At 52.0% G+C, this 25,172-nt stretch carries 24 protein-coding genes; 3 read left to right on the forward strand and 21 right to left on the reverse strand.

Features of this window, described 5'->3' with window-relative positions:
- Positions 1 to 658: 658 nt before the first annotated feature.
- From htpX to E2980_RS19940, 3 genes are all read right to left on the reverse strand, one after another.
- Entirely contained in the window at positions 659 to 1,540 is an 882-nt protein-coding gene (gene htpX, locus E2980_RS19930) for a protease HtpX (RefSeq protein WP_135153985.1), read from the reverse strand.
- 163 nt (positions 1,541 to 1,703) lie between these two features.
- The gene (locus tag E2980_RS19935) at positions 1,704 to 2,159 is read right to left on the reverse strand and encodes a hypothetical protein (protein ID WP_135153986.1); all 456 of its coding nucleotides are present in this window, start codon (positions 2,157 to 2,159) and stop codon (positions 1,704 to 1,706) included.
- A 76-nt stretch (positions 2,160 to 2,235) separates the two neighbouring features.
- On the reverse strand, positions 2,236 to 2,883 hold the full coding sequence (locus E2980_RS19940; RefSeq protein ID WP_135153987.1) for a TVP38/TMEM64 family protein: 648 nt from the start codon (positions 2,881 to 2,883) through the stop codon (positions 2,236 to 2,238).
- A gap of 141 nt (positions 2,884 to 3,024) precedes the next feature.
- Here E2980_RS19940 and E2980_RS19945 point away from each other — a divergent pair, with 141 nt between their 5' ends.
- Positions 3,025 to 3,906, forward strand: a complete 882-nt coding sequence (locus tag E2980_RS19945; RefSeq protein WP_135153988.1) for a hypothetical protein — start codon at positions 3,025 to 3,027, stop codon at positions 3,904 to 3,906.
- 7 nt (positions 3,907 to 3,913) lie between these two features.
- Here E2980_RS19945 and E2980_RS19950 read toward each other — a convergent pair whose 3' ends face one another.
- The 5 genes from E2980_RS19950 to E2980_RS19970 are packed head-to-tail and all read right to left on the reverse strand — an operon-like array spanning position 3,914 to position 9,568.
- Positions 3,914 to 4,156, reverse strand: a complete 243-nt coding sequence (locus E2980_RS19950; protein ID WP_135153989.1) for a hypothetical protein — start codon at positions 4,154 to 4,156, stop codon at positions 3,914 to 3,916.
- A complete protein-coding gene (gene hydA / locus E2980_RS19955; protein ID WP_135153990.1) occupies positions 4,156 to 5,583 on the reverse strand; it encodes a dihydropyrimidinase in 1,428 nt (475 codons plus the stop codon). The genes E2980_RS19950 and hydA overlap by 1 nt, the downstream gene beginning before the upstream one ends.
- A gap of 3 nt (positions 5,584 to 5,586) precedes the next feature.
- On the reverse strand, positions 5,587 to 6,876 hold the full coding sequence (preA, locus tag E2980_RS19960; protein ID WP_135153991.1) for an NAD-dependent dihydropyrimidine dehydrogenase subunit PreA: 1,290 nt from the start codon (positions 6,874 to 6,876) through the stop codon (positions 5,587 to 5,589).
- 24 nt (positions 6,877 to 6,900) lie between these two features.
- Positions 6,901 to 8,295, reverse strand: a complete 1,395-nt coding sequence (locus tag E2980_RS19965) for an NAD(P)-dependent oxidoreductase (RefSeq protein ID WP_135153992.1) — start codon at positions 8,293 to 8,295, stop codon at positions 6,901 to 6,903.
- A 28-nt stretch (positions 8,296 to 8,323) separates the two neighbouring features.
- On the reverse strand, positions 8,324 to 9,568 hold the full coding sequence (locus E2980_RS19970; RefSeq protein ID WP_135153993.1) for a M20 family metallo-hydrolase: 1,245 nt from the start codon (positions 9,566 to 9,568) through the stop codon (positions 8,324 to 8,326).
- Between the two features lie 980 nt (positions 9,569 to 10,548).
- On the opposite strand from E2980_RS19970, the gene E2980_RS19975 reads away from it, so the two are divergent.
- Positions 10,549 to 12,225, forward strand: a complete 1,677-nt coding sequence (locus E2980_RS19975) for a PucR family transcriptional regulator (RefSeq protein ID WP_276322364.1) — start codon at positions 10,549 to 10,551, stop codon at positions 12,223 to 12,225.
- 37 nt (positions 12,226 to 12,262) lie between these two features.
- Here E2980_RS19975 and E2980_RS19980 read toward each other — a convergent pair whose 3' ends face one another.
- The 11 genes from E2980_RS19980 to E2980_RS20025 form a co-directional block, all read right to left on the reverse strand.
- Positions 12,263 to 13,642 carry an aspartate aminotransferase family protein gene (locus tag E2980_RS19980; RefSeq protein WP_276322363.1) on the reverse strand — a complete coding sequence of 460 codons (1,380 nt, stop codon included), beginning with the start codon at positions 13,640 to 13,642 and terminating at the stop codon, positions 12,263 to 12,265.
- Positions 13,643 to 13,683: 41 nt separating this feature from the next.
- Positions 13,684 to 14,565, reverse strand: a complete 882-nt coding sequence (locus E2980_RS19985) for a nitrilase-related carbon-nitrogen hydrolase (RefSeq protein WP_135153995.1) — start codon at positions 14,563 to 14,565, stop codon at positions 13,684 to 13,686.
- Between the two features lie 81 nt (positions 14,566 to 14,646).
- On the reverse strand, positions 14,647 to 15,774 hold the full coding sequence (locus E2980_RS19990; RefSeq protein ID WP_135153996.1) for an ABC transporter substrate-binding protein: 1,128 nt from the start codon (positions 15,772 to 15,774) through the stop codon (positions 14,647 to 14,649).
- A 147-nt stretch (positions 15,775 to 15,921) separates the two neighbouring features.
- A complete protein-coding gene (locus tag E2980_RS19995) occupies positions 15,922 to 16,782 on the reverse strand; it encodes an ABC transporter permease (protein WP_135153997.1) in 861 nt (286 codons plus the stop codon).
- Positions 16,779 to 17,594, reverse strand: coding sequence for an ABC transporter permease (locus E2980_RS20000; RefSeq protein ID WP_135153998.1), 816 nt, complete (start codon positions 17,592 to 17,594; stop codon positions 16,779 to 16,781). The genes E2980_RS19995 and E2980_RS20000 overlap by 4 nt, the downstream gene beginning before the upstream one ends.
- A gap of 3 nt (positions 17,595 to 17,597) precedes the next feature.
- Positions 17,598 to 18,377 (reverse strand): ABC transporter ATP-binding protein, encoded by a 780-nt coding sequence (locus E2980_RS20005; protein WP_135154022.1) that lies wholly within the window; start codon positions 18,375 to 18,377, stop codon positions 17,598 to 17,600.
- A 350-nt stretch (positions 18,378 to 18,727) separates the two neighbouring features.
- Positions 18,728 to 18,922, reverse strand: coding sequence for a hypothetical protein (locus E2980_RS20010; RefSeq protein WP_135153999.1), 195 nt, complete (start codon positions 18,920 to 18,922; stop codon positions 18,728 to 18,730).
- Positions 18,923 to 18,960: 38 nt separating this feature from the next.
- Positions 18,961 to 19,128 (reverse strand): hypothetical protein, encoded by a 168-nt coding sequence (locus E2980_RS24355; RefSeq protein WP_167747196.1) that lies wholly within the window; start codon positions 19,126 to 19,128, stop codon positions 18,961 to 18,963.
- Between the two features lie 95 nt (positions 19,129 to 19,223).
- A complete protein-coding gene (gene rocF, locus E2980_RS20015) occupies positions 19,224 to 20,135 on the reverse strand; it encodes an arginase (protein WP_135154000.1) in 912 nt (303 codons plus the stop codon).
- Between the two features lie 92 nt (positions 20,136 to 20,227).
- Entirely contained in the window at positions 20,228 to 21,799 is a 1,572-nt protein-coding gene (gene pruA / locus E2980_RS20020) for an L-glutamate gamma-semialdehyde dehydrogenase (protein WP_135154001.1), read from the reverse strand.
- 25 nt (positions 21,800 to 21,824) lie between these two features.
- Complete coding sequence (locus E2980_RS20025; protein ID WP_135154002.1) at positions 21,825 to 22,739, reverse strand: proline dehydrogenase family protein; 915 nt, start codon at positions 22,737 to 22,739, stop codon at positions 21,825 to 21,827.
- Between the two features lie 196 nt (positions 22,740 to 22,935).
- Between E2980_RS20025 and E2980_RS20035 the strand changes: the two genes are divergently transcribed.
- Positions 22,936 to 23,520 (forward strand): hypothetical protein, encoded by a 585-nt coding sequence (locus tag E2980_RS20035; RefSeq protein ID WP_135154003.1) that lies wholly within the window; start codon positions 22,936 to 22,938, stop codon positions 23,518 to 23,520.
- Here E2980_RS20035 and E2980_RS20040 read toward each other — a convergent pair.
- Positions 23,460 to 24,290 (reverse strand): carbohydrate ABC transporter permease, encoded by an 831-nt coding sequence (locus tag E2980_RS20040; RefSeq protein ID WP_135154004.1) that lies wholly within the window; start codon positions 24,288 to 24,290, stop codon positions 23,460 to 23,462. The genes E2980_RS20035 and E2980_RS20040 overlap by 61 nt on opposite strands.
- Complete coding sequence (locus E2980_RS20045) at positions 24,290 to 25,162, reverse strand: carbohydrate ABC transporter permease (RefSeq protein WP_135154005.1); 873 nt, start codon at positions 25,160 to 25,162, stop codon at positions 24,290 to 24,292. Before E2980_RS20045 ends, E2980_RS20040 begins: the two co-directional genes overlap by 1 nt.
- Positions 25,163 to 25,172: the final 10 nt, after the last annotated feature.

Here is a 25,172-nt window from a genome sequence, read left to right on the forward strand (position 1 = left end):
ATAACGCTCCTGTATGAAAAAATGAATGATTGTCATTAAAGTACCACAGTTGGAGCAAAGAGCAATTCGCGCATGCGGATGGCAGGGAGGAATGCCTTCATCCCTCCCTCATTGATCTGCGATAAAGAAGTAGAATAATCCACACCAAAAATTTAAGCGATTAAACTTTTGTCATAGGCACGCTTCAACGCAGGGTGTGATGAACTTTTCATAGTCCAGACGGTCAAAATGACCGCTTCAAGAGCGATATTGACTGAGTGTACGCTTGAGGTGGTCAAAATGACCGTTTCAGCATACAAATCAAAACATCGATGCCTAGTTGTCGTGTCAAGACGGTCAAAGTGACCGTCTCAAATGCGAAGTTAGTCCAGTGTGCGTGTGAGGTGGTCAAAATGGCCGTGTCAGTTAAGTGAGTGAAATCACTAAATCACATTTCTAATCGGATAGCCAGAAAAAAACGTCTAACTTAGCCTGTAACCAATAGATTTTGCATCGATTACAACGAGCTTTTATAAGTTAAAGCGATTAAACTTTATACGAATTATATTATGTACTTTTGTCACTGACAAGAACATTTTCGAGTATCTGCCCCAATTTAACCACAAAAAAAACGAGATACTCGATTAATTCGAGTATCTCGCTCCGAACAACAACAGGATTAGCTTGCCTGCAAACGGCGGATCCGATCTTCCAGGTCCGGATGCGTGGAGAATAAAGCGCTGCGTTTCTTGCCGCTGATCTGCAAAGTCGAGATAGCGGTCTGTTGGCTATCCCTCATGCGGTCCGTATGGCGTTGAAGTCCGCGAAGGGCATGAATCATCTTGTCTTTACCGGCCAGGTGGGCGCCGCCCGCGTCCGCGTGGAATTCGCGGTATCTGGAGAACGCGAGTACGACCATGCTGCCGAGAATGGAGAACGCGATCTGGAAGACGATGACCGCGATCAAATGAACGATCCACGCGAGTTCTTCTTTCACCAGGCGGGCTACCGCCCAAGCCGCGAGGCGGGACAGGAACACGACAAAGGTATTCACGACGCCTTGCAGCAACGTCATCGTCACCATGTCGCCGTTCACGATATGGGCGACCTCATGGGCGACGATGCCTTCAACCGCATCGGCGTCCATCTCTTGCAGCAGTCCCGTCGATACCGCGACGAGCGATCTTTTCTTGGACGGCCCCGTCGCGAAGGCGTTCACTTCATGCGATTCGTAGATACCGACCTGAGGCATATGCATTAATCCCGCGGAACGGGACAATCGATGTACCATCTCGACGAGCTGCCGCTCACCGTGCGATAAGTTGGCTTCCGGCTTCAGAACGCGAACCCTCATCATCCATTTAGCCATAATGCGGGACATCGCGAGCGAGATAAACGCTCCAGTAAACCCGACAATCGCGCTAAAGATAAGCAAAGACATCAAGTTCACGCTGCCCGATTCGTTCAGATAAGAGCCGACTCCGAATACCGACAAGATAATGCCGATGGTCAGCATGACGAGTAAGTTGGTCAAGATAAACAGCAATATACGTTTCATAATTCCTCTTTCCTCCCGAGAAAGAATAGATTGGGGATGCTTTGTCTTACTTATATATTAAATGTATACGTAAATAATCCTTCAATAGATTCAACTAGGATAAAAAAAAGGACGACCCGCTTACGGGTTGTCCCTTCAACTCGCTCATTTCGTTGTCCGGTTACGGCTAAACCCGGTTAAAGGCTTCTTCCCTCAAGTAATCCCTGGCTTCTTCGTACGTCTCGAAAGCCATCTCGAGATTCAAGCCCGAGAAGATGTACCACATGTCATCCTCGAATTTCAGCACCAGCAAGTTGCGGTCCGAGTCGAACCACTTCTCCTCTTGCCCTTCCTCCCATGACGCGTCTCCCGTCAAGGACTGGATGGACTGCTCGACGATGGAGCGAAGCTTCTCCTCGGTATAATCGCGAACGTTAACGAAGCCTTTCTCATCCGTCTCGTAACCTTCAATCTCCCCGGCGAAAATATAGCCGTTGCCATTCGGGTGGAAATGAAAACCGACGTTTTTCTTCTCGATGACGCTCTTCTCATAATGGAAATTCACGCGTCCTAGGGATACGTCCCTGCGCTCTAATTGGGGGAACGATTCGAGAATGGCGAGCTTTTGTTGAAAGCTTAACATAGGATCATCCGCCTTACGGTTTATTGTTGGTAGTGATTATAACATATATGGTACCGGTTTGAAGAACGGCTGCCCGTCAGCGGGTAGCTTCTTTGTTATCGTTGATCCCTGAGAGCGGTGTCGGGTTCTCCGCGTCGCCGGAAAACCGCGACTCGATTTTCTTGCTGATCCACAGCGATGCGCCGATGAAAAGGAAGACGTAGATCAGTTCAAGCGGACGCTCGATGAACCTTCCGAAGTCATGTCCGATGATCGATACCGACATGACCATGATCGCCTTTCCGAATACGATCGCGATTAAGAAAGAACGAAAGCGCATCTGCGCGACAGCCGCGGCGATATTGATGACAACGAAAGGACCGACGGGGAAAAGACTAAGAAGGAACACGTAACTGAACGCGTTACGGCGAACCCAGATCAAGCTCTTCTGTACCTTCGGTTTCCGAGCCCAACGTACGAAGTAAGGATGTCCGGCTATTCTGCGTACAATCAGGAAGGTGATAAGGCATCCACTTACAATACCTAACCAAGAATAGAGAAATCCCAGCCACAGCCCATAGACGGCCGCATTCACCCCGACGATGAGGATTGTAGGCAGAGGCGGGATGAACGATTTCATGAACGTCAAGGCAATGCCGGGAAAAGGGCCGAAAGCCCGATATTGTTCCAATAGATCCTTTAGGTTCTCTTCCGTCACGTTCGACAGTATATCCGATATATTCATGCTTGCTTATGCACCTATTTCCGGTTTTCAGAGATAAGGGTATTATACCAACTCCTTGCGGAAAACAAAAAGCCAGCCCCCTGGGAGGATTTCTCAAATCGATGCATAATCTTTTATAATAGCTGATTAGGGGGGTATGTTATGAAAATTGCTGTTGGATTCGTGCACGGTAATGGACAACAACATCCTGACTTCTATCAAGGAATGGTTGCTGCTTTAGAAGGACGATTAGCGGAGATTTGCCCTGAAGTCGAGCTTGTGCCTGAGGGGATTTACTGGGCCGATATAACCGATAATCTCGAAAAAAAGCTACAAGATAAGCTCGTACCTTACAATCTTAGATGGGATAAAATGATTGATGCACGGGGTTTCATGATTAATTTCGTAGGCGATGCTATCGCTTATCAGCCTCTTCCCATAAAAAATGACCAAGCTGCAAATAATTACATTTATGCCGACATTCATGAACGTTTTGCACTAAAACTTCAGTCGTTGGCCCGCAAAGCAGGCCCGGATGCCCCGCTTTGTCTGATTTGTCATAGTCTTGGAACGATCATTACAAGCAACTATTTATATGATCTGCAATGCGGCAAAATATCGCCTCGCATTCGCGAAATTATCGATATGAACAATACTCCATTAGAAAGAGGGGAAACGCTCACCCATCTTTATATGATGGGGAGCCCCATTGCGCTGTGGACTTTGCGATATCATGATTTCGGCAAACCCGTTACTGTTCCGGCACCGAACCTTCGCGGTCAAGAAATCGGGGAATGGGTTAATTTTTACGATAAAGACGATGTCATTGCTTATCCAATCAAGAACCTGAGCGAACAATATGCCGAAGTCGTCAAGGATGATATCGAGGTACGAAATCCTGGTTTGTTAAGCGGGACGCCGCTAGGATCACATGGAGGCTACTATCAATCAGATGAAGTGATTGAGCGTATCGTTCAATCGCTCGCCGAGATGAGCAACAAAATCACCGCTCAACAAGATATCGCCGCCGCTAAAGCGACATGAAGATTTTCTAAGCCTGCTTCTTCTGTTGCTCAGAGAAAATAAGATTGGATACGTATTTGCGTGCGTCGGCGGTTAACAAGAGCAGCTTGGCGTAGACCGGCTCCGGGGATTCCGTAGACCCCGCGAGCCTCTTCCTGAACCGCAGCTCCATTCCCTCGAGCTCTTCACTAGTTCCCACGATTACGAACCCATCCTGCAGCAAAGCATCGACGGCCCGCTTCTCCCTCGCAAACTCTTCATAAGCCGACATTAGTAAGCCCCTCCGATCGGAAGCTTCTTAACCGCCGGTTTGTCAGCCTCGCCGAACCGTCCGCGATGCAAGTATTGGCCGTATCCGGGTTTGCCGACGAACTCCCTGTCGCGAATAACGAACTCCCCGCGGCTCAGAACCGATATCGGCTCCCCCGTCACTTGCATCCCTTCGAATGCGTTATAATCCACCTTCATATGATGGGTTGCCGCCGATATCGTACGCTCGACCGACGGGTCGAAAATAACGATGTCCGCGTCGCTGCCGATCGCGATCGTCCCCTTTTGCGGGAACAGTCCGAACAGCTTCGCGCTGGCAGTGGAGATCACGTCTACGAACTTGTTAATGGAAAGCCGGCCTTTGTGCACGCCTTCCGAATACAGAATGCTGAAGCGATCCTCGATCATCGGTCCTCCGTTCGGGATTTTCGAGAAATCGCCTAAGCCCAATTCCTTCTGTCCTTTGAAGTTGAAGGAGCATTGATCCGAGCCGACCGTCTGAAGCTGCCCGTTGCGCAAGGAATCCCATAACACGTCCTGATTCCATTGCTCCCTTAGAGGCGGCGACCATACGTATTTCGCCCCTTCGAAATCCGGTTTCTCCAGAGAGGATTGGTCGAGCATAAGGTATTGCGGGCATGTTTCCCCGAAAACGCGAAGCCCTTTGTTGCGCGCCTCCGCGATTTTCCAAACCGCTTCCGCGCACGTAACGTGAACGACGTACAGCTGGGAGTCGGCCAATTCCGTCAAATCCGCGGCCCTTCCCGTTGCTTCGCCTTCCAATATAGCCGGTCTCGTTAACGCATGGTAGATCGGATCCGTATTGCCTTCCTCCAACGCCTTGCGCACCAAGAAGTCGATCACGTCGCCATTTTCCGCATGTACCATGACTAAAGCACCTTGCTCCTTGGCCATCAGCAACGTTTTGTACAAGGTGCCGTCATCCGCTTGCAGCACGTTCTTATACGCCATGAAAACCTTCAGGGAAGTAATGCCTTCTTCCTCGATGATTTGCGGCAACTCGTGCAGTACATCGTCCGTAACTTCGGAAACCATCAGATGAAAGCCGTAATCGATGACGGCCAAACCTTTGGATTTGTTATGCCAGGTTTCGACCGCCTTAGCGAGCGGCGCGCCTTTGGAGGTCAAGCAGAAATCGATCACCGTCGTCGTACCGCCATAGGCGGCGGCTATCGTGCCGGATTCGAAATCGTCCGCGGTGACCGTGCCTCCGAATGGCATATCCAAGTGAGTGTGCGGGTCGATTCCGCCCGGAAAGACATAACAACCCGAAGCGTCCACGATCTCGGCTTCGTCATCCTCCAAATCCACGCCGATCATCACGATAATGCCGTCATCGATGAGAATGTCGCCAAAGTAAGTGTCCGCCGCCGTTACGATCGTTCCGTTCTTAATGATTTTTCGCATCGCTTAGACCGCCTCCATCTCAGAGGATTCAGAATTCTTTCGAGCCAAAGCCTTCTGCCTGTCATTCCATGTCATCGGAGCGTGCGTGCCTTGAACCTCCACCATATCGATGACGCCGTCCACCGGACAGACGATCGCGCAAAGGTTGCAGCCGACGCAGTCCTCTTCCCGCACCTTCAAGTAAGCTTTGCCATTGGCATCCGTCAGGCGATCAATGCATTGGTGCGAGGTGTCCTCGCAGGCGATGTGGCACTTGTTGCAGTTGATGCACGTCTCCGCGTTGATTCGGGCAACGACCTGATAGTTCAAGTCCAGCTCGCCCCAAGTCGAATACTTTGGTACCGTCTGTCCGATGAGGTCGGTTACCTTCGCGATTCCTTTGTCGTCGAGGTAGTTGTTAAGCCCGTCGATCATCTCCTCGACGATGCGGAAGCCATGGTGCATCGCGGCCGTGCAAATCTGCACGTTGGTGGCTCCCATGAGCATGAACTCCACGGTATCCTGCCAGGAGGAAATTCCCCCGATACCCGAGATCGGCACGCTAACCTTCGGATCCTTCGCGCACTCCGCAACCATGCTTAAGGCGATGGGCTTCACCGCCGGTCCGCAGTAACCGCCGTGCGCCCCTTTGCCGCCCACGTGAGGGACGGTATTCCATGTGTGGATGTCCACGCCCGCGAGACTGTTGATCGTGTTGATGAGGCTGACCGCGTCAGCACCGCCCATGACGGCATGACGGGCGACGACGGTAATGTCCGTAATGTTCGGCGTGAGCTTCACGATGACCGGAGTCTGCGCCGCTTCCTTCGCCCACATCGTCTGCATCTCGACCAGGTCGGGCTGCTGGCCGGATGCCGAGCCCATTCCCCGTTCCGCCATGCCGTGCGGACATCCGAAGTTCAACTCCAACCCGTCTACCCCTACCGCCTCGACCTTTTTCACGATTTCGTGCCACTTCTCCCGCTTCGGCTCCACCATCAAGGACACGACGACCGCATGATTCGGAAACCGTTTTTTCGTCTCGTAGATTTCCTTCAGGTTCACCTCGAGAGGCCGATCCGTAATAAGCTCGATATTATTGAAGCCCGCGACCCGTTGTCCGTTAAAATGAACCGCGGCGAACCGCGACGAAGTGTTGATGATCGGATCGCCCAGCGTCTTCCACACCGCGCCGCCCCAACCCGCCTCGAACGCCCGCTGTACCTGATACCCCGTGTTCGTCGGAGGCGCGGAAGCGAGCCAGAACGGATTCGGGGACGGGATACCCGTAAGGTTGATTCGCAAATCTGCCATGTGATCAGCCTCCCTAACTTCGATTTAGATTGCTACCGAATCGTTTGAATGGAATGACGACGATGCAAAGTGCCTGCTTATCGCATACGCCGCCTGCTTGCCTTGCTCCGCGGCCGAGACTACCATCGCCTCTCCTTGACCGTTGCCGAAAACGATATCCCCCGCGGCGAATATCCGGGGATGGGACGTTCCGCGCGTCGTTTCGTCGATAAGAACGACTCCCCGGTCGTGCTCCAGCCCAAGCAGATCAATCAGACCGTGATGCCGCTTCTGTCCGATCGCCAGAATGACCGCGTCCACCGGAAGCAGGAATTCCGATCCCTCTATCGGCGTCGGAATCCTTCGGCCGTCTTTGCCCAAGGCGTTGGAAAGCTCCATTCTCACGCACTCCAGATGAGTAACCCGCCCAAAGCTATCGCCTAATATACGCTTAGGAGCGGTCAGCCAACTAAACTCAACGCCTTCTTGTTTCGCGAACTCGTATTCGAAATCATAAGCAGTCATTTCGTCCTTCGTCCGTCTGTAGACCATCTTGACGTTACTCGCTCCTAATCTCACGGAACAGGTCGCGGCGTCGATGGCCGTGTTCCCGGCTCCGATTACCGCGACGCGCGCCCCGACGATCGGGTACGGAGGGACATCGGATTTCGTGGCTTCCACGTACTCGATCGCGTCGTATACTCCTTCTAATTGCTCGCCTTCGATACCGAGGTTCGGAACGTTGCCCATTCCCGCGGCTAAGATGATGGCATCATACTCGGCGAGCAGTTCTTCGACGGTAACGTCCACGCCTACCCGGATACCCGTACGGATCTCCACGCCAAGCTTCTCGACTTGCTCGACTTCCCAGAGGGAGATCGATTGCGGCAAACGAAAAGAGACTATGCCATAAGTATCGAGTCCTCCGGCTTGCGGTTTGGCTTCGAAGACAACGACGGCAAATCCGTCTCGCGCGAGTTCCCTAGCTGCGGACAACCCCGCCGGTCCGCCGCCGATAATCGCAACCTTGCGTCCGTTAGATGGGCCTGGCTTGAATAGCGTTTGCCCGCTTTGGACCGCCCAATCCGTCGCATAACGCTGAAGCAGCCCTATTTTGATCGGCTCCGATTCGTCATTGAGCACGCAAGCACCTTCGCACAGCTCCTCGGTCGGACATACGCGGGCGCAGCTTGCACCGACGGGATTGGCATCCATAATTGCGGTGGCGGAGCCTTTCAGATTATCCGTTGCGATCCGCTTGATGAAGGATGGGATGTTAATGCTAGTCGGACAGGCTTTAATGCATGGCGCATCATAGCAATACAGGCAGCGATTCGATTCTTCCATCGCCGCCTTGCGGGTTAAACCCGGCACGGTTTCGGCAAAATTGTTCGCAAATGCTTCCGGCGTTAGCCGCGTCAGCTCCTTGTGATTGTCCATCTCTCTCATCCCTCCCGCATTTAGTAGGTTATGTTCCGCACATTTGCAATGTTGTCCTGTATAGCAGTTCCGTCCCTAAGGCGATATCCTCGAGACTAGAGAATTCTTTAGGATTATGGCTTATTCCATCCTTGCAACGGACGAAAATCATGCCGTAGTCGCAATAGTAGGACATCGCGAGCGAATCGTGGAATGGACCGCTCATCAGCTCCGGTGCCTTCAGCCCCATTTCCATCGCGGCTTCGCGTATCGTATCGACAATGCGCGGCGCGCAATAACGGGGCTCGCTGTTCGTATCTTCTCGGATTTCCACGCGGAGTCCATGTTCTTCGGCAACCTCGTTGATGAGCTCGCGCAATTGCCGTTCCAATCGGTCTCGGCGCGGTAGATCGATGTCTCGCAAATCTATCGTGAATTGGACATGCTCCGGGATGATGTTGCGGGAATCGGGAAATACCCTCATAGATCCGACTGTTCCAACTGTCGGCGCTCCGGGCTCGCTAGAAGCCAGAGCCTGAAGGCCTACGACGATCTTGGAGGCGCCCACCAAGGCGTCTTTGCGCAGCCCCATCGGAACCGAACCGGCATGCCCCGCAAAACCGTACAAATCTACCGTCCACCATAAGGGTCCCGATATGCCGGTTACGATTCCAAGCGGGCGACCGAGCGTTTCCAGAACCGGTCCCTGCTCGATGTGAAGCTCCAAGAATACGCTGACCTGCCCAAGCTCGTAACGGGATTCTTCGAAGCGTTCAGGATCTCCCCCGAATGCCAGCAAAGCCTCCCTGCGGGTCACTCCGTTCTTGTCGGCTCTCTCCAGCTCCCCGTCTTCGAGCCGACCGAGTATTCCCCTAACGCCGAACAGCCCTTTGTTAAACCGGCAGCCTTCCTCATCGCAGAAGGACGCGACTTCAATGGGCACCTCCGGAACGACTCCTAAATCAGCGAGAGTCTGAACGACCTCGATCGCTCCGATGACGCCGATAATTCCATCGAATCTCCCGGCATAAGGCTGCGTATCGATATGAGAGCCAAGCATCACGGCGGGTTTGTTCGGATCCTTGCCGGGCAATCTGCCGATCAGGTTCCCGAAGCCATCCAGCCGAACCGTCATCCCCGCCTCCTCCATCCAGCCTCGCACCACCTCGACCGCTTCCCGGTCTTCGGGCGAAAGAGCCAGCCGGCACACGCCCGTATCGCTGATCTTCCCGATCTGGGCAAGCCTCTCGATTCGTTGTCCCACTCTGTCCGCGTCAATCGTCAACCCGCTCATCCTAACCCCTCCCTTCAGCTAACTTCATGTAACTCAATGTAACTCAATGTTACTAAACGCCCCATAATAAGCGGAATATTCTGAAAAATGTTTGTGCATCTTGCTAAAAACGAGTCCCTAATCTTGTATATATTCAATTGCGGCTCATAATGAAAGTTATGCGGCTGTGTGAAAATGCGATTGCCGCTGGTAGTTATAGCTAACCCATTCGCTCAGCTGGTACCACGCGGAAGCTGAGTTAGCTAACTTTCTTTGCTAATTTGGCTCTGGATGCACACGGTTGGCGGAGTTAACTAACTTTCTCTGCTAATTCGGCGCTGGATGACACAGTTGGCGGAGTTAGCTAACTTTCTTTGCTAATTCGGCGCTGGATGCACGCAGAGGGCTGAGTTAGCTAACTTTCTTTGCTAATTCTGTGCTGGATGCACACGGTTGGCGGAGTTGGCTAACTTTCTTTGCTAATTCGGCGTTGGATGCACACGGTTGGCGGAGTTAGCTAACATTTGTTACTATCTCGATGCCATTCGAACGCGGAGGGCGGAGTTAGTACGCTTTTGTTACTATCTCGATGCCATTCGACCGCGTAGGGCGGAGTTAGTAAACATTTGCTACTATCTCGATGCCATTCGACCGCGGAGGGCGGAGTTAGTACGCTTTTGTTACTATCTCGATGCCATTCGACCGCGGAGGGCGGAGTTAGTACGCTTTTGTTACTATCTCGATGCCATTCGGCCGCGAAGGGCGGAGTTAGTACGCTTTTGTTACCATCTCGATGCCATTCGACCGCGGAGGGCGGAGTTAGTAAACATTTGTTACTATCTCGATGCCATTCGGCCGCGAAGGGCGGAGTTAGTACGCTTTTGTTACTATCTCGCAGACCTCATCAGAGGCGGAGAAAATAGCGCCCGTAAGTAACGGAGTCCACCGCAAACTCACTCAACCTATAAAAGCTGGGGGCGATCACCATCGATACGGAACTTATCCTAACGGTTCGCGAAGCGCTTAGCCGCCCTTTGTTTGGGAACGCCCAGCTTGTGGCTGGAGAGAAGGGACTCGGCAAGCAAATCCGCTGGGTGCACATTCTTGAAATCACCCATTTCGAGGAGCTCATCCACGGTCAGGAGATGATTCTCACGACGGGGCTTGGCTTTAATCTCGACGCCGACTCCTCGGTTACGTTCATGGAAAAGCTGATCTCGCAGAACGCCTCCTGTTTGTGCATAGAACTCGGTCCTTACTTCGAGCAAGTGTCGCCGGAGTTGATCGAGCTCGCCGACAACGCCGCTTTTCCGCTTATCTTATTCCCAAGCACCGTTCGCTACGTCGACATCACGCAGGACCTGCACTCGCTGATCATCAACCGTCACCATAAAATGCTCCAAGAGCTCGAAAGCATCTCCCGGGAATTTTACCGACTAACCCTTCATTCCCAAGGAACCGCCAACGTGTTGAAGTTGCTGCACCGAAGCACTCAGAACCAGATCATCTACCGCCCGTTGCAAGGCCAACCGCACTTTTTTCCGGTTATGCCGGCCTTGCAACAAGAAGCGATACTTCGTTTCCTTGATGAGCGTCCGAGCCCGAGCTCAATCGAAGAGAAACCGCCACAACTCAAGCCAACCTCGGCTCCTGAGCTGCGGGGATACCATGACCGCACGCTAGTCTTAAAACCGGTTGGAGCGTTAGAGCAAATATGGGCTTACTTGATCATGTCGTGTCCGCGCAAACCGCAGGAGTACGAGTATTTGCTGCTGGAATCCGCCTCCCTATCCATCGCCCAGGAGCTGCTTCGTACCCGATATATCGAAGAACGAAAGCTGTTTTCCGAGAATATGTGGGTGGATGAGCTCATTAGCGGAAGACTTACGGAAGATCGGCAGATTAAGGATTTGCTCGGCCCCGATCTCAAAGGTATGAACGAGTCCAGCCTTCGCGTCTGCCTCATCGAAATCGAAAACCTGTACGGGAATAGCGAATTCCCCTCCGAGAACGAACGGGAATCGACCAGACTTCGCTTGTCGCTGATCGTGCGCTCGACTTTCGAGAAGCACGGATTTCGCCCTCTTATTACTCTGAAAAACAATCGTCTGGCCATCATCGCTCTCGACCTCAAGTCTAAGATTCCGGCCAAGGTCCGGCTCGCGCAAGCGCTGGAGTCGCTTCAGGACATGAACGGCGGCGCCGACGATAGATTCAAGGATTTGAGACTGCTAACCGGCGTCGGCAGATCCCATGTGCAATTGAAAAACGCATACTCAAGTTATCAAGAAGCTCTTCAAGCGCTGTCGCTATCCTCGACGTACGGGAAGTCCGTCCTTTTCTACGATGAGCTCGGGGTGTTCCAACTGCTTCTCAGCTTGAATGACGGCAAGACGCTGCAGACCTTCATCCGTCACTACCTAGGTCCCTTGATCGACCATGACAAGTCCAAAGGAAGCGAGCTTCTGCTCACGCTTAAGGTCTTTCTGGATCACGACGGCTCCAAGCAAATCGCGGCGCAGAAGCTGTTTATCGTAAGGCAGTCCCTCTATTACCGGTTGGAAAAAATGGCGGAGCTGCTAGGGGAAGACTTCATGTCCGTGGAAAACCGGATTTCCATTCAAGTCGCCCTGCGCGCTTACCAGTTGCTCCATCCCGATTATTTCGGTTCCGCGTGAGCGTACCCCTGATTGATCTCTCTCAGAACTCTGATGATCATAAGGGAATTCCTTCTCTCCGCAAATTCATGACTTCCGCGAACGTAGACAGGATAAAGGCCAAGTCCTCGTCGGTCGAAGACAATGGAGGCGAGAACGTCAGCACGTTGTTAAACCCGGCGACCGTATCCCCGTTCTTCCCGATAATTAAGCCGCGAGCCTTGCATTGCCCGATGATCGATTTAACCGTATCTAGGGAAGCAGGCTCTTTCGTCTCTTTATCCGCTACAAGCTCCACGCCGAGTAGGAAACCGAAGCTGCGGATATCTCCGACTAGCGGATGCTCCAGCAACGGTTTCATCCCCGCCTCCAGCCGTTGTCCAAGCACTCGCGCCCTTTCGACGAGAGCGTCCCGCTCAAGAATCTCCAGGTTTTTCAGCGCAAGCGCGCATGCCGCAGGATTGCCCCCGAAAGTGTTAATGTGCCTGAAATGGCCATATTCGTCTCCAGCCTTGAATCGCTCGTAGATATCCTTGCGGACCGCCGTTGCCGACAGAGGCAAATAACCGCTCGTTAAGCCCTTCGCCATCGTGACGATGTCCGGTTTCATGCCGAAGTTCTGATGGCCGAACTTGCGACCGGAGCGGCCGAATCCGCAGATGACCTCGTCGATGATCAGGAGCACGCCGTGTTTGTTGCATATTTCCTGTACCCTATCGAGATAGATTTGATCCGGAACGATGACTCCGCCGCCCGTAATGACCGGTTCCATAATGACCCCGGCAACGGATTCCACCCCTTCCCATAGGATCGTATCCTCGATCGCTTGGGCGCATTGAAGGTTGAATTGCTCCACGGTTTGACCCGCTGGCCGCCGATAACTATCGGGCGGGGCAACGTGAAGGAATCCCGCGCTTAGAGGCTCATACTTGTACTTTCTTTGCGCTTGGCCCGTCGCGGACAACGACCCCATAGAGCTGCCGTGATAAGCGCGATACCTCGAGATAAACTTATACCGGCTGCTTTGCCCGATTTGCTGTTGATATTGCCTGGCGATCTTGAATGCCGCCTCGTTTGCCTCCGAACCGCTATTGGAGAAGTAGATGACATATTCCCCTTCCAACCATTCGTTAAGCTTCTCCGCCAAGCGGATCGCCGGCAGATGGCTTTGCGTCAAAGGGTAATACGCCAATGTTAGCATTTGCTCGTAGGCTGCTTCGGCCAATTCTTTTCTCCCGTAGCCGACGTTGACGCACCACAAGCCGGACATGGCGTCCAAATACCGCTTCCCCTCGGAATCCACGATCCAAGAGCCTTCCCCTCCGGTTACGATCATGGGTTGATTAGCCGCATTGTAGGACGTCATGTTGTGCCATACGAACTTTAGATCTTTCTCCACCAGGTCCGCCGTAGCCGGAACCGGAACATCCTTGTGCACGACAACCACTCCTTCCTCATCCGCCGCGATATGAATGCCGGTTATAGCCGAGTTAATTCCTTGTACGTCTCAGGCCTGCGATCGCGGTAGAATTGCCAGCTTTCGCGCACCTCTCGGATCAGCGACTTGTTCATTTGCCCGATGATGACTTCATCCTGGTCCCTGCTCCCCATTGCGACGAAGCTTCCACGAGGATCGACCAAATACGATTGCCCATAGAATTCGCCCATGTTCCAAGGAGCCTCGAATCCGACGCGGTTGATCGCAGCCACGTAGTACCCGTTAGCCACCGCATGGGCGGGCTGCTCGAGCTTCCACAAGTATTCGGACGTTCCCGATACGGTCGCCGAAGGATTAAATACGATTTCCGCGCCGTTTAACCCTAATGCCCTTGCCCCTTCCGGAAAATGGCGATCATAACAAATGTACACGCCGACCTTGGCATAAGCGGTGTCGAATACCGGATATCCCAAGTTGCCCGGTTTAAAATAATACTTCTCCCAGAATCCGCAGCCTCCTTCGCCCGCCCCGACATGAGGGATATGATGCTTGCGGTATTTGCCCAAGTAGGATCCGTCCGCATCGATAACCGCAGCGGTGTTGTAGTAAGTGGCAATCCCCTCGCGTTCGTATACCGGCAAAACAATGACGATGCCAAGCTCCTTGGCTAACTCTTGAAATAAATTCGTCGCGGGACCGCCCGGCACCTCCTCCGCGGCATCGTACCACTTCGTCGTTTGCTCCGCGCAGAAGTAAGGCCCATAAAAGATTTCCTGAAGAGACACGATCTGCGCGCCCTTGCCGCTCGCTTCGCGCACAAGCTTCACATGCTTCTCGATAGCTTGCTTCTTGTGAACCTCTACCGACTCGTCTCCGTGTACGCCGTGTATCGTTTGAATAAGGCCGATCGTTACGGTATCCATGCGATTGATTCCCTCCCGGTTGAAGGAAAGGATGGCCTCCGCTTGCCCGAAGCCATCCTCCCCTACTCTTACTCCCTCTTACTATTTCATGGCCATTTCCACGATTTCATTCGTATAAGCTTGCGTAAGATCGGATTCTTTTTTGATGACGCCGAATTTGAAGGCGATATCCGCGGTTTGCTTGAACATGGCGTCGTCGATGTAACCCATCTTCGCAGCGTCGAAGCCTTCCGGCAGGATGAGCTTGGAGACCTCTTCCATCATTTTCAGCTGATGCTCCTTGGACGTGCTGCCTTCTTCGGTCTGCTTCATGACGCTGTCCACAGCCATAGCAGGGTCGGCGATCGCGTCCTTCCACCCCTTCAAGGAAGCGCGGACGAACTTAGCAGCAGTCTCCTTGTTGTCCGCTAGCCATTCTTTGTTGGCGAAAAGGTTGTCTTCGAGCATCGCGACGCCTTCGGCGTTCATATCGATGACGTTAAGGTCTGCAGCCGGGATTCCTTGCTCCAGCACGACCTGGTATTCGTTATAGGTCATGGCGGAAGCGGCGTCGATTTCCCCGGTCAGGAACTGGTCCATCGTGAAGCCTTGCTTCGTGAAATTCAGATCTTTATTCGGATCGAGTTTATATTTATCGAATAGAGCCAGAATTTCGAATTCGTTGCCGCCCATCCAGTTGCCGATTTTCTTGCCTTTCATGTCGGCTGGCGCGGCGATTCCGGCCGTCTTCTTGGAGACGAGCACGAGTCCGCTTCGCTGAAAGATTTGCGAGATTTCGACGAGCGGCAACCCTTGCTCCTGATGCGCAAGCAAGCTCGCTACCCAATCGACGCCTATATCCGCGGCTCCGTTGGCGACCTGCTGCTCCGGCACGATATCGGGTCCTCCGGGCAGAATCTCGACGTCCAGTCCTTCGGCTGCGTAATATCCTTTGTCCATCGCCACGAAGTAACCCGCGAACTGGGCTTGCGGCACCCACTTCAGTTGCAGCTTGACCTTGACCGGTTCGGCGGATGCGGATTCCGATGAAGATGCCGACGGGGATTCGCTTGCCGCAGCGCTTGAAGCCGGAACGGATGACGACTCGCTCGGCGAAGCCGACGCCGGCTCGTTATTGTTGTTGCCTCCGCATGCCGCGAGTACCATCGTGAACAATAAGACCGCCATTAACCCTAACGCCCCACGGTAGATCTTGCTTTGTACCTTCATTGATCTTCTCTCCCTTTGTTTTGTGGTAAAGAGGCATTTCACAGTATGGCTGCGATCAACGCGGGTTATATGCAATCGGCTTGTCGGTTCTCTACCCATCTGTCCGCTTAAGCCGGATGTTACCGATGTTAAGGCACCTTATCGATGTTATGTCCGGTTGGCAGGATGCCACTTCATGAAAAGCTTCTCCAGAACTTCGACAATGAGGTAAAAGAGAACTCCCGCAACCGCCGCCACCACGATACAAGACCAACCCAGCGGCATTTTGGCAACCTTAATCGAATTGGAAAGCAAGTAGCCCAAGCCTCGGGAGGAGAAGAAGAATTCCCCGACGATCGCCCCGATCATGCTTGCCGTCGTATTGATCTTGAGCGCGGCAAAAACGTATGGCAGGCTGTTAGGAATTCTTAAGTAGAGGAACACCTCGCGTTTCTTGGCGGCGTAAGAGTGCATGAGATCTAGCGACAGAGGGTTAACCATCTTCATCCCTTTGTGGGCATTGATCGCCATTGCAGCCGTCGTTGTCGCCATGACGATTGCCGCCCTAGAGAGCATTCCGTCGCCGAACCACAGATTCATCGTGGGAGCCAATGCCACGATCGGCACCGCGTTCAGGGATGCGACAAGCAGTAAGCTTCCCGCTCCCCATCTCGGCCAAGCCGTTGCCATGAGCGCAATGGCAAAGCCCGCAATGGAACCGGCTAGCATTCCCAATACCGCCTCAGTAAGCGTATAGCGTGTATAGGATAATAAAAGTTCTTGATTATCCTTTATCGCTTCTACGATAGCCGAGGGAAGCGGCAGCTGGTAAATTTTAAGATCCAGCAATCGATGGAAAAGCTGCTTCTCCCATGCTAAGAGAAATAAGACTCCGGCAAGGAAAGGCAGTCCGATGCGGATGAGCGACCCCCGCCATCTGCTCCGGTTCCTTCTTCCTGGCGAACGGGAAGCTCGAGCCGGCACCGCCGGTACCGCAAGCTGGCTTTGACCCGCGTCGTTCAGACTCATGACCGGTCACCTCCCTTAGCGCGGAATTCCGGCTGCCAAGGCGCCACTAGCCTCTCGATCGCGCTCATGAGCAGATAACTGAGTACGCCAAGAAGCGCCCCCACGATTACCGTAGACCAGAACATATACGTGTGGGAAGGACCGTAATACAGGTTGCGAAGCATGATGACGCCGACTCCGTGCCGCGCTCCCATCAGCTCCACGAGGATTGCGCCTGTAACCGCAAGAGGCGCGGCTATTTTGAGTCCGCTGAACAGCCCCGGAAGCGAAGCCGGCAGCTTTAATTTGAAGTAGATGCTCCAAGACTTGGCGGCGTAGGAGTACATAAGTTCTAGCGCGGATGGCTCCACGCTCCTTAGCCCTCTTAGCGTATTGATCGATACAGGGAAAAAGGTAATGTAGCCCGCAATGAGGATACGAGCGACTTGCTCGTCGTGAACGATCCCGTACAGGATGGGCGCAAGCCCAAGAATCGGAATCATCTGCGAAGCTACCGCGTAGGGAAACGCGAGATGCTCCACCCATTTGGATAAACTCATTAGGATGGCCAACAGCGCTCCGGCAGCCGAGCCAAGAAGAAACCCTAGTCCGGCGTTACCGAAGGTGACTGCCCCCTCTTTGGCAAGCGTACCGCCATAATTCGCGAAGGCGCGCAGCACTTCATGGATATAAGGAAGCTTGGACTGGGCCAGCGGCACTTGTCGCACCTGCAGCAGATACCAGGACGCCGCTTCCCATAGGACCAGCAATCCCAATCCCCATACCATCGTCGGCATTAGTCGTCCTTGACGCAGAATCTTGAGCCCCTTCATCCGTTACACCCCTTCGAAGCTGCCGCGGATTTGCGCGATGAGACCGAAGAATTCCGGACTGTTCCTCATCTCCCGGGTACGCGGCCTCGGGAGCGGAATATCCGCGACGGAGGAGAGCCTGCCCGGATGCGGAGAAAGCACGAACACCCTGTCGGACAGAAAAATAGATTCGGAAATGCTGTGAGTAACGAAAACGACCGTATTCTTCACTTGGCTCCAGATGGACAGAAGCTCCTCGTTAAGCCGTTCTCTCGTAAATTCGTCCAACGCCGAGAAGGGCTCATCCATCAGAAGGATTTCGGGTTCCATCGACAATGCCCTGGCAATCGCAACGCGTTGCTGCATCCCTCCGCTTAACTGCCAAGGATACTTATCGCCGAAGCCTTGAAGACCTACTAAATCCAGGAGTTCCGCCGCTTTTCTCTTCCGTTCCGCCTTCTTAACCCCCATCAGCTCGAGCGGAAGCGTAATATTCTCTTCTACCCTCCTCCAATCGTATAAGACCGGATTCTGGAAGACGATCCCGTATTTCCGGGCTAATCTCGCTTCCTTCGCCGACTTGCCCGCAACCTTGATCGAACCGCTCGTCGGTTGGATCAAGTCTGCCATCAATCGCAGCAGCGTCGTTTTGCCGCATCCGGATGGACCTAGAAGAGAAACGAATTCCCCCTTGGCGATATTCAAGCTAACATTCTGTAAGGCAATCACCTCGGTAGCATCGGACGGATAATGCATGCCTATGTCCGCGAGTTCAATTTCGGGAAAACCAGTCGCCGTCACCATTTCATCGCTCCTTTTCTCGGAGTTTTGCGTTAGATTATATGACATAAATAAGCTAGACATTTGGCATTTAGCAACTTAATGTTATTATTTATTTCATGTTACTCCTTGAAGATAACGGAATCATTAGACAAAGAGTAAAACAGAAGCCGTATATTTTTATCAAAGTGTCCAGAACGTCAAAAACATGATGTAATGTTTCATGACAAAAAGAAGCCGCTTCCAAAGTGATATGCTCCCCATAAAATGAAAAAAATGCAGCCTTTATCCTTTAGGATATTGGCTGCATTTTGCTTGTTAGCTTTGTCATTGATTGGCGTTCACAAATGTCAAGAGACACGAAATCGGTTGCCTTAACGGTTATCTCCATCATTTTGCCGTCTTTTCATTACATTATTCACCAAGTTTTGAGTCGCATCTCGGGTTGATTCAGCCGTATTTTCAATCGCATTTTGAACATAATTTGTCGCTGATTGAAATCCGTTTTTAAAGACTTCCGTTTTGTTTTCTTCAACGTTGTTCAGGTCTTCATTATTTTCAACCAACATTTAACCCTCCACACGCGCGGATTCACTGAAAGCTAAGTTTACTTGCCTTCCTTCTCCTCCGGCACATCGTACTTATTGATGTGGGTAACCATCGCCTCAACCGCTTCGCCGCCTAGTGTGCTTGATGGAACCTCTTTCACTTCATCCTCGGTTTCATCCAGAAAATTACTTTGGTCGGCACTAATGGCATCCAGACTGTTGCTCATAAAGTCCCCTCCTAATTTCGTTATCATTACCACATAGCTGCACCCTAGGGTTGCCGAGGTAATCGAAAATTATTCGGTTTAAAACATTTGTCCGGTCAAAGAATGCTCTCCCCGAATAAGGAACCGACGAGACTAACCGCGGTTTTGGCCGTACGGTTGCAGTGATCAAGAATCGGGTTGACCTCGACCAGCTCCGCGGACACAAGCAGCCGACTCTCTCCGATCATTTCCATCGCCAGATGGCTTTCCCGGTAAGAGAGACCGCCAAGCACGGGCGTTCCTACTCCGGGTGCTTCGCTTGGATCCATCCCGTCCATATCCAGGCTGAGATGAATGCCATCCGTACCGTCGGATGCGATGCCGATCGCTTGCTCGACTACCCTCTTCATGCCCATGCTGTCGATATCTTTCATCGTAAACACATGCACGCCTTGTTCTTTCAGAAATTTCTTTTCTCCGGGATCAATCGTCCGCACCCCGATAATCGCCACGTTGCCGGGACGGATTGCCGCATGCTCTCCGCCTATTGAAACCAGGTCCGGGTGACCGAACCCGAGCGACACGGCCAGCGACATCCCGTGGATATTGCCCGAAGGAGAAGTTTCGGCCGTATTGGCGTCTGCATGCGCGTCAAACCAAATGACGCCGAGACGTTCGACTTGCTTCAGAACGCCTTTAATCGTACCGATCGCAATACTATGGTCGCCTCCGATAACGAGAGGGAAGCGGCCCTGTTTCATTTCGCTCTCTACTTTGCCGCACAGTTCCGCGTTCGCCCGGATGATTTCATTCAAGTATTTGAGATTTCCTTCGCTTCCGAAGGGATTCTTCGGACGTTCTATCCGGAGATCTCCCTGATCGTGAACGACGAATCCCAAGCCCTCAAGCTTTTCTTGCAGGCAAGCGCAGCGCAGCGCGCTCGGTCCCATATCGACCCCCCGGCGGTCCGCGCCCAAATCCATCGGCACTCCGATTATCGAAACGTTTTTGTTTTTTTGCGGATCCATGATGACGCTCCTTTCTTCCCACAAATGATTTTTATGGCAATTTTGGAGAAAAGACAGGCCATAATTCGCCTGTCTTTCGGGAGTCGATGAAATTACGCTTCGTTTTTTCTGGATGTCAGTTTGGCCTGGGTGAATTGAAGCAAATAGTCATACCCGCCCGCCTTGGAATCCGTTCCGGACATGTTAAACCCGCCGAACGGATGAACGCCTACCAAAGCGCCCGTGCATTTGCGATTGATATATAAATTCCCGCAGTGCATTTCTTCAAGCGCATAGGAAATCCGATCCTCCACGCGGGAGAAGAAAGCGCCCGTCAAACCGAATTCCGTATCGTTATACATGTCGATCGCTTCTTTCCAATCTTCCGCCGCGGCAATCGCCAGAACGGGACCGAATATTTCCTCCTGCATGATTCGCGCATCGGATTTGACGTCCGCGAAAACGGTCGGTTGAATGTAAAATCCGTTCCCTTCCGCCTTTTCTCCGCCGACGACCAAGCGCCCTTCCCGTTTGCCGATTTCAATATATTCCAAAATCTTATCATAGGAATTGCGGTCGATTACCGGCCCTGCTTGATAATTGTCTTCAGGAAGCCCGATTTGCAGCTTTCTAGTCAAATCAGCTACTTTATTCAAAACCTCTTCATAGACCGATTTGACGACAACGGCGCGCGAACCTGCAGAGCATTTCTGCCCCTGGAAGCCGAAAGCAGAGGCGACGATGGCCGAAGCCGCTTGATCCAGATCCGCCGTTTCGTCCACGACGATGCCGTCTTTCCCTCCCAATTCGGCTACGACGCGCTTGATCCATATTTGACCTTTTGCCGTCTCGGAAGCAATTCTATTAATTCGCAAGCCGACTTCTTTGGAACCCGTAAAATTAATGAACCGCGTTTTCGGATGGGAAGTCATATAATCGCCCACTTCCGCCCCGCTGCCCGGCACGAAATTGATGACGCCTGCCGGTACCCCGACTTCTTCCATTAAAGCAACGAACTTGTGCGCGATAACGGCTGTCGGGCTTGCCGGCTTCAGCAGAACGGTGTTGCCGCAGACGATCGCCGCCGATGTCATGCCGGCAAGGATAGCCAACGGAAAATTCCATGGGGGGATAATGGCACCGACACCTAGAGGAATATAGGTTATTTCGTTCGTTTCACCGGCGAGCTTCGTTAAGGGCCGAATGGTATTGGTTTCGCTTAATCTGATCATTTCTCTAGCGTAAAAATCAAGAAAATCTATGGCCTCTGCCGTATCGGCATCGGCTTCCGCATAGTTCTTACCGGCTTCCAGCACCATTAATGCCGAAAATTCGTGTTTTCTCAGGCGCATCAAATCCGCTGCGTCAAAAAGGTATTGCGCACGTTCGATGGCAGGCGTCTTTTTCCAGCTTTCGAACGCCGTAAGAGCAGAATTCATAGCACGCTCGACCAATTCCACCGAAGCTTTGCTTACGTAACCGATGATTTCATCCTTATTGCCCGGATTTATCGACACGGTTCTTTCTGCCGTCATCACCTTTTCGCCGCCGATGAAAAGCGGATAATCGCCGCCCAGCTCTCCCCTGACTTTGATGAGGGCAGCCTTCATTGCACGTTGATTTTCCTCTAATGTGAAATCGGTAAACGCTTCGTTGGCGAAAGAAGCCATCCTGCTGTTTGTCATGTTCTCCACGCTCCTGTTTTATAGATTACTTAAACAAATTTTTTAGGACAAACCAGACGTTAGCCGGCCGTTCGGCCAGTCGCCGCATGAAATAACCGAACCAATCCATGCCGTAAGGGACATAGATTCGGACGCGATACCCTTCTTGAACCAGCTGCTTCTGCAAATCTTCCGAAATCCCGTAAAGCATTTGAAACTCATATCGGTCGCCCGTAATCCCTTTTCCCTTGATAAAAGACTTCATATCCGCAATGACAGTGGGATCATGGCTGGCGATCGCGGAATAATGGCCGTTCATCAGATGCTGCTTAATGATGTTTCGGAAATTATCGTCCACCTGCTTCTTCTCGGGAAACGCCACTTTCGGAGACTCCTTGTAAGCCCCTTTAACCAATCGAAGGTTGGCCCCGATTTCGCTCAAATTCCGAATATCCTCTTCGCTGCGGTACAGATAAGCCTGAATGACGAGACCGACGTTGTCGTAGTCCTTGCGAAGCTCATGGAAAATATCCAATGAAATTTGGCAATGCGAGAAATCCTCCATGTCGATGCGAACGAAATTGCCGTGCGTTCGGGCACAATCCAATATACTCCGCATATTCCGCATACAAAGGTCCTTGCTGATATCCAGCCCGAGCGACGTCATTTTCAAAGACAAATTGGAATCCACGCCCGATTTAGCGATTGCCTGCAAAGTCTGGATACACATCTGGGCTGAAAGAATCGCTTCCTCCTCGCTTCCGACAAATTCTCCCAAATGATCCAAAGTCGCAAGCTTACCCTCTTTATTCAACTTATGCACGGCACCGATCGCTTTATCAAGCGATTCTCCCGCGACAAAGCGGCTCGCGCCGAATTTCAAACCGTATTTCCGGGCCCACCCGTTAACCACGCGGTTCTTTCCGAGAAATTGAAACGCATTTCTCATTAACGTTTCCAACCGCACTCACCTCACTTTTAACAACTTGTACAATATTGAACACTTATGTATCTCAATTGTACACTAACGTTCAATCGTTGTATATGTATTTGATGATAAAATTCAACAAGCTCTCTGGCGCGCTGGGCTACCGGGACTTCTACTTCTTCAGCCGGCAGTTCAAGCAGTATACGAGGAAAAGCCTATCGGAAATTCGTTGAGCGGCGGCTGGGAGCGGTTTAAACCGCCAAAAGAAACAGTCGGATGCACTATTGGCGAAATAAGCGTTCCTGGCGCGGGTATTTGGTTGGTCGGATGCACTTGCGGCGAAATAAGCGTTCCTGGCGCGGGTATTTGGTTGGTCGGGGGCACATTCGGCGAAATAAGCGTTTCTGGCGCGGGTATTTGGTTGGTCGGGGGCACATTCGGCGAAATAAGCGTTCCTGGCGCGGGTATTTGGTTGGTCGGGGACACTTTTGGCGAAATAAGCGTTCCTGGCGCGGGTATTTGGTTGGTCAGAGGTACTTTTGGCATAATAAGCGTTCCTGGCGTGGTTATTTGGTTGTTCGGAGGCACTTTTGGCGAAATAAGCGTTCCTGGCGCGGGTATTCGGTTAGTCGGGGGCACTAGCCAAAGTAAAACCTCCATACCCACTTTGATAGTGGATTTGGAGGTTTTATTGTTCATATTTCGGGATTGTCTTTCGGTTCTATCCTTTTGGGACAGCCCCGTGGACAGCGGTCAGCCTTTGACTGCGCCGGCCGTAAGCCCGCTGACGATATATTTCTGGGCGAATAAATAAAGAATAAGCACTGGCAGAGAGGTGAGAACAAGATCGGCGAAAATCAAGTTCCAGTCCCGGCTGTATTTCCCGTAGAAATTGTAAACCGAAAGCGGCATCGTCCAGGTCGAGCTGTCGGTCAGAAAGTAAAGCGGAATCGTAATATCGTTCCAGACGGACATAAATACCATGATGGCCACCGTGGCGTTAACGGGAACGATCAGCGGAGTTATGATCCGGAAAAACACATCGAACATATTGGCCCCTTCCAGAAAGGCAACCTCATCCAAAGCTCTCGGAATCGCTTTAATAAAACCGCTGTACAAGAAAACGCTGAAAGCGGTATTTAATGCGGCATAAATGAAAATAACGCTTGTAACGCTGCCGTAGAAGCCCATCCATTGAACGACCCGAATCGTCGTAATCGTTGACATGGGAGCGATAAGCCCCATAAAGAAAAAGAGATACAGCACGCTAGACAATTTCGTCTCTCTTCGCACCAGGATAAAAGAAGCCGCCGAAGAGGTGATGATATTAACGATGGAAGAAACGCCGGTAATCAATAGGCCGTTCAGAAATGCCCTTCCGAGACCCCCCTCCTTGAACACTTGGGTGTAGTTCGAAAACAGCCATTTCTCGGGAAGCCTTAGGGAGAAGCGAAGCACCTCGGAACTCGTCATGAAGGAACCGAAAATCATCATTAATAAGGGAAGAATTATCGTGAGCGAGGCAAGGATCAACAAGCCCTCGACCAAGTAGTTGCGCAACGCGAGTTTACGCGAGAAGCCCATTATTCCGTGACCTCCTTACGCCGCATGAAAATAAGCAGCGGAATTGAAATAATGGTAACAACGACAAAAAGCAGCGTATTGATGGCTGTGCCCAATCCCCAGCTTCCTTCTCCGAATGCCCGAAGAATGATGGTCCCAACGACTTGGGAAGCATTGCCCGGCCCTCCGCCCGTCAGAACGAATACTTCCGAGAACACCTTTAATCCGCCGATGAGCGTCAGCATCAGATTGATGTTTATGGCAGGCAGCAGGAGCGGCAGCGTGATCTTAAGGAAGCTCTTCCACGCTCCCGCCCCGTCGATGGTAGCCGCCTCGTAATATTCCTTGGAGATGGACTGAAGACCGGCCAAATAAATCGCCATTTGAAACCCGGTGTGCTGCCAGATGGAAACGGCGGCCACCGTCCAAATCACGATCGAGGGATCGGTCAGCCAAGCCTGACTTAACGAACCCAGTCCTACCGCTTCGAACAGTTTATTAATGGTGCCTTCCGAACGCAGCATCGGGGTAAACACAATGCTGATGACCAAGACGCTTAATATGGAGGGCGAGTAAAAAATAACCCTCAGCAGATTTCTGGTCTTCAGCCGCATATTTAAGCCGACGGCCAGCGCTATACCCAGCACGTTCTTGCCGATTACCGTGATAATCGCGAAAATAAACGTATTCTTAATCGCCAGAATAAGCGTTTTATCCGTAAATATCCGATTAAAGTTGTCCCAACCGATGAATTGAATGACTTCCCGGTCGAGCCGCCAGTCCGTAAAGGAATAAAATAAGCCAACGATTGCCGGAAGAACAAAAAACGCGGAATAGATGATCAGCGCCGGCCAGATCAAATAGTACGAGTACAAGCTTTTTGAAATCTTCATCTTTTCACGC

It is taken from the genome of Cohnella luojiensis (assembly GCF_004564235.1).
Taxonomy (GTDB): domain Bacteria; phylum Bacillota; class Bacilli; order Paenibacillales; family Paenibacillaceae; genus Cohnella; species Cohnella luojiensis.

Excerpts from the sequence above, each read along its gene's own strand:
- E2980_RS19935 (WP_135153986.1), bottom strand. The coding sequence starts at position 2,159 with ATGTTAAGCTTTCAACAAAAGCTCGCCATTCTCGAATCGTTCCCCCAA.
- E2980_RS19940 (WP_135153987.1), bottom strand. The coding sequence starts at position 2,883 with ATGAATATATCGGATATACTGTCGAACGTGACGGAAGAGAACCTAAAG.
- E2980_RS19945 (WP_135153988.1), top strand. The coding sequence starts at position 3,025 with ATGAAAATTGCTGTTGGATTCGTGCACGGTAATGGACAACAACATCCT.
- E2980_RS19950 (WP_135153989.1), bottom strand. The coding sequence starts at position 4,156 with ATGTCGGCTTATGAAGAGTTTGCGAGGGAGAAGCGGGCCGTCGATGCT.
- hydA (WP_135153990.1), bottom strand. The coding sequence starts at position 5,583 with ATGCGAAAAATCATTAAGAACGGAACGATCGTAACGGCGGCGGACACT.
- preA (WP_135153991.1), bottom strand. The coding sequence starts at position 6,876 with ATGGCAGATTTGCGAATCAACCTTACGGGTATCCCGTCCCCGAATCCG.
- E2980_RS19965 (WP_135153992.1), bottom strand. The coding sequence starts at position 8,295 with ATGGACAATCACAAGGAGCTGACGCGGCTAACGCCGGAAGCATTTGCG.
- E2980_RS19970 (WP_135153993.1), bottom strand. The coding sequence starts at position 9,568 with ATGAGCGGGTTGACGATTGACGCGGACAGAGTGGGACAACGAATCGAG.
- E2980_RS19985 (WP_135153995.1), bottom strand. The coding sequence starts at position 14,565 with ATGGATACCGTAACGATCGGCCTTATTCAAACGATACACGGCGTACAC.
- E2980_RS19990 (WP_135153996.1), bottom strand. The coding sequence starts at position 15,774 with ATGAAGGTACAAAGCAAGATCTACCGTGGGGCGTTAGGGTTAATGGCG.
- E2980_RS19995 (WP_135153997.1), bottom strand. The coding sequence starts at position 16,782 with ATGAGTCTGAACGACGCGGGTCAAAGCCAGCTTGCGGTACCGGCGGTG.
- E2980_RS20000 (WP_135153998.1), bottom strand. The coding sequence starts at position 17,594 with ATGAAGGGGCTCAAGATTCTGCGTCAAGGACGACTAATGCCGACGATG.
- E2980_RS20005 (WP_135154022.1), bottom strand. The coding sequence starts at position 18,377 with ATGGTGACGGCGACTGGTTTTCCCGAAATTGAACTCGCGGACATAGGC.
- E2980_RS20010 (WP_135153999.1), bottom strand. The coding sequence starts at position 18,922 with ATGTTGGTTGAAAATAATGAAGACCTGAACAACGTTGAAGAAAACAAA.
- E2980_RS24355 (WP_167747196.1), bottom strand. The coding sequence starts at position 19,128 with ATGAGCAACAGTCTGGATGCCATTAGTGCCGACCAAAGTAATTTTCTG.
- rocF (WP_135154000.1), bottom strand. The coding sequence starts at position 20,135 with ATGGATCCGCAAAAAAACAAAAACGTTTCGATAATCGGAGTGCCGATG.
- pruA (WP_135154001.1), bottom strand. The coding sequence starts at position 21,799 with ATGACAAACAGCAGGATGGCTTCTTTCGCCAACGAAGCGTTTACCGAT.
- E2980_RS20040 (WP_135154004.1), bottom strand. The coding sequence starts at position 24,290 with ATGGGCTTCTCGCGTAAACTCGCGTTGCGCAACTACTTGGTCGAGGGC.
- E2980_RS20045 (WP_135154005.1), bottom strand. The coding sequence starts at position 25,162 with ATGAAGATTTCAAAAAGCTTGTACTCGTACTATTTGATCTGGCCGGCG.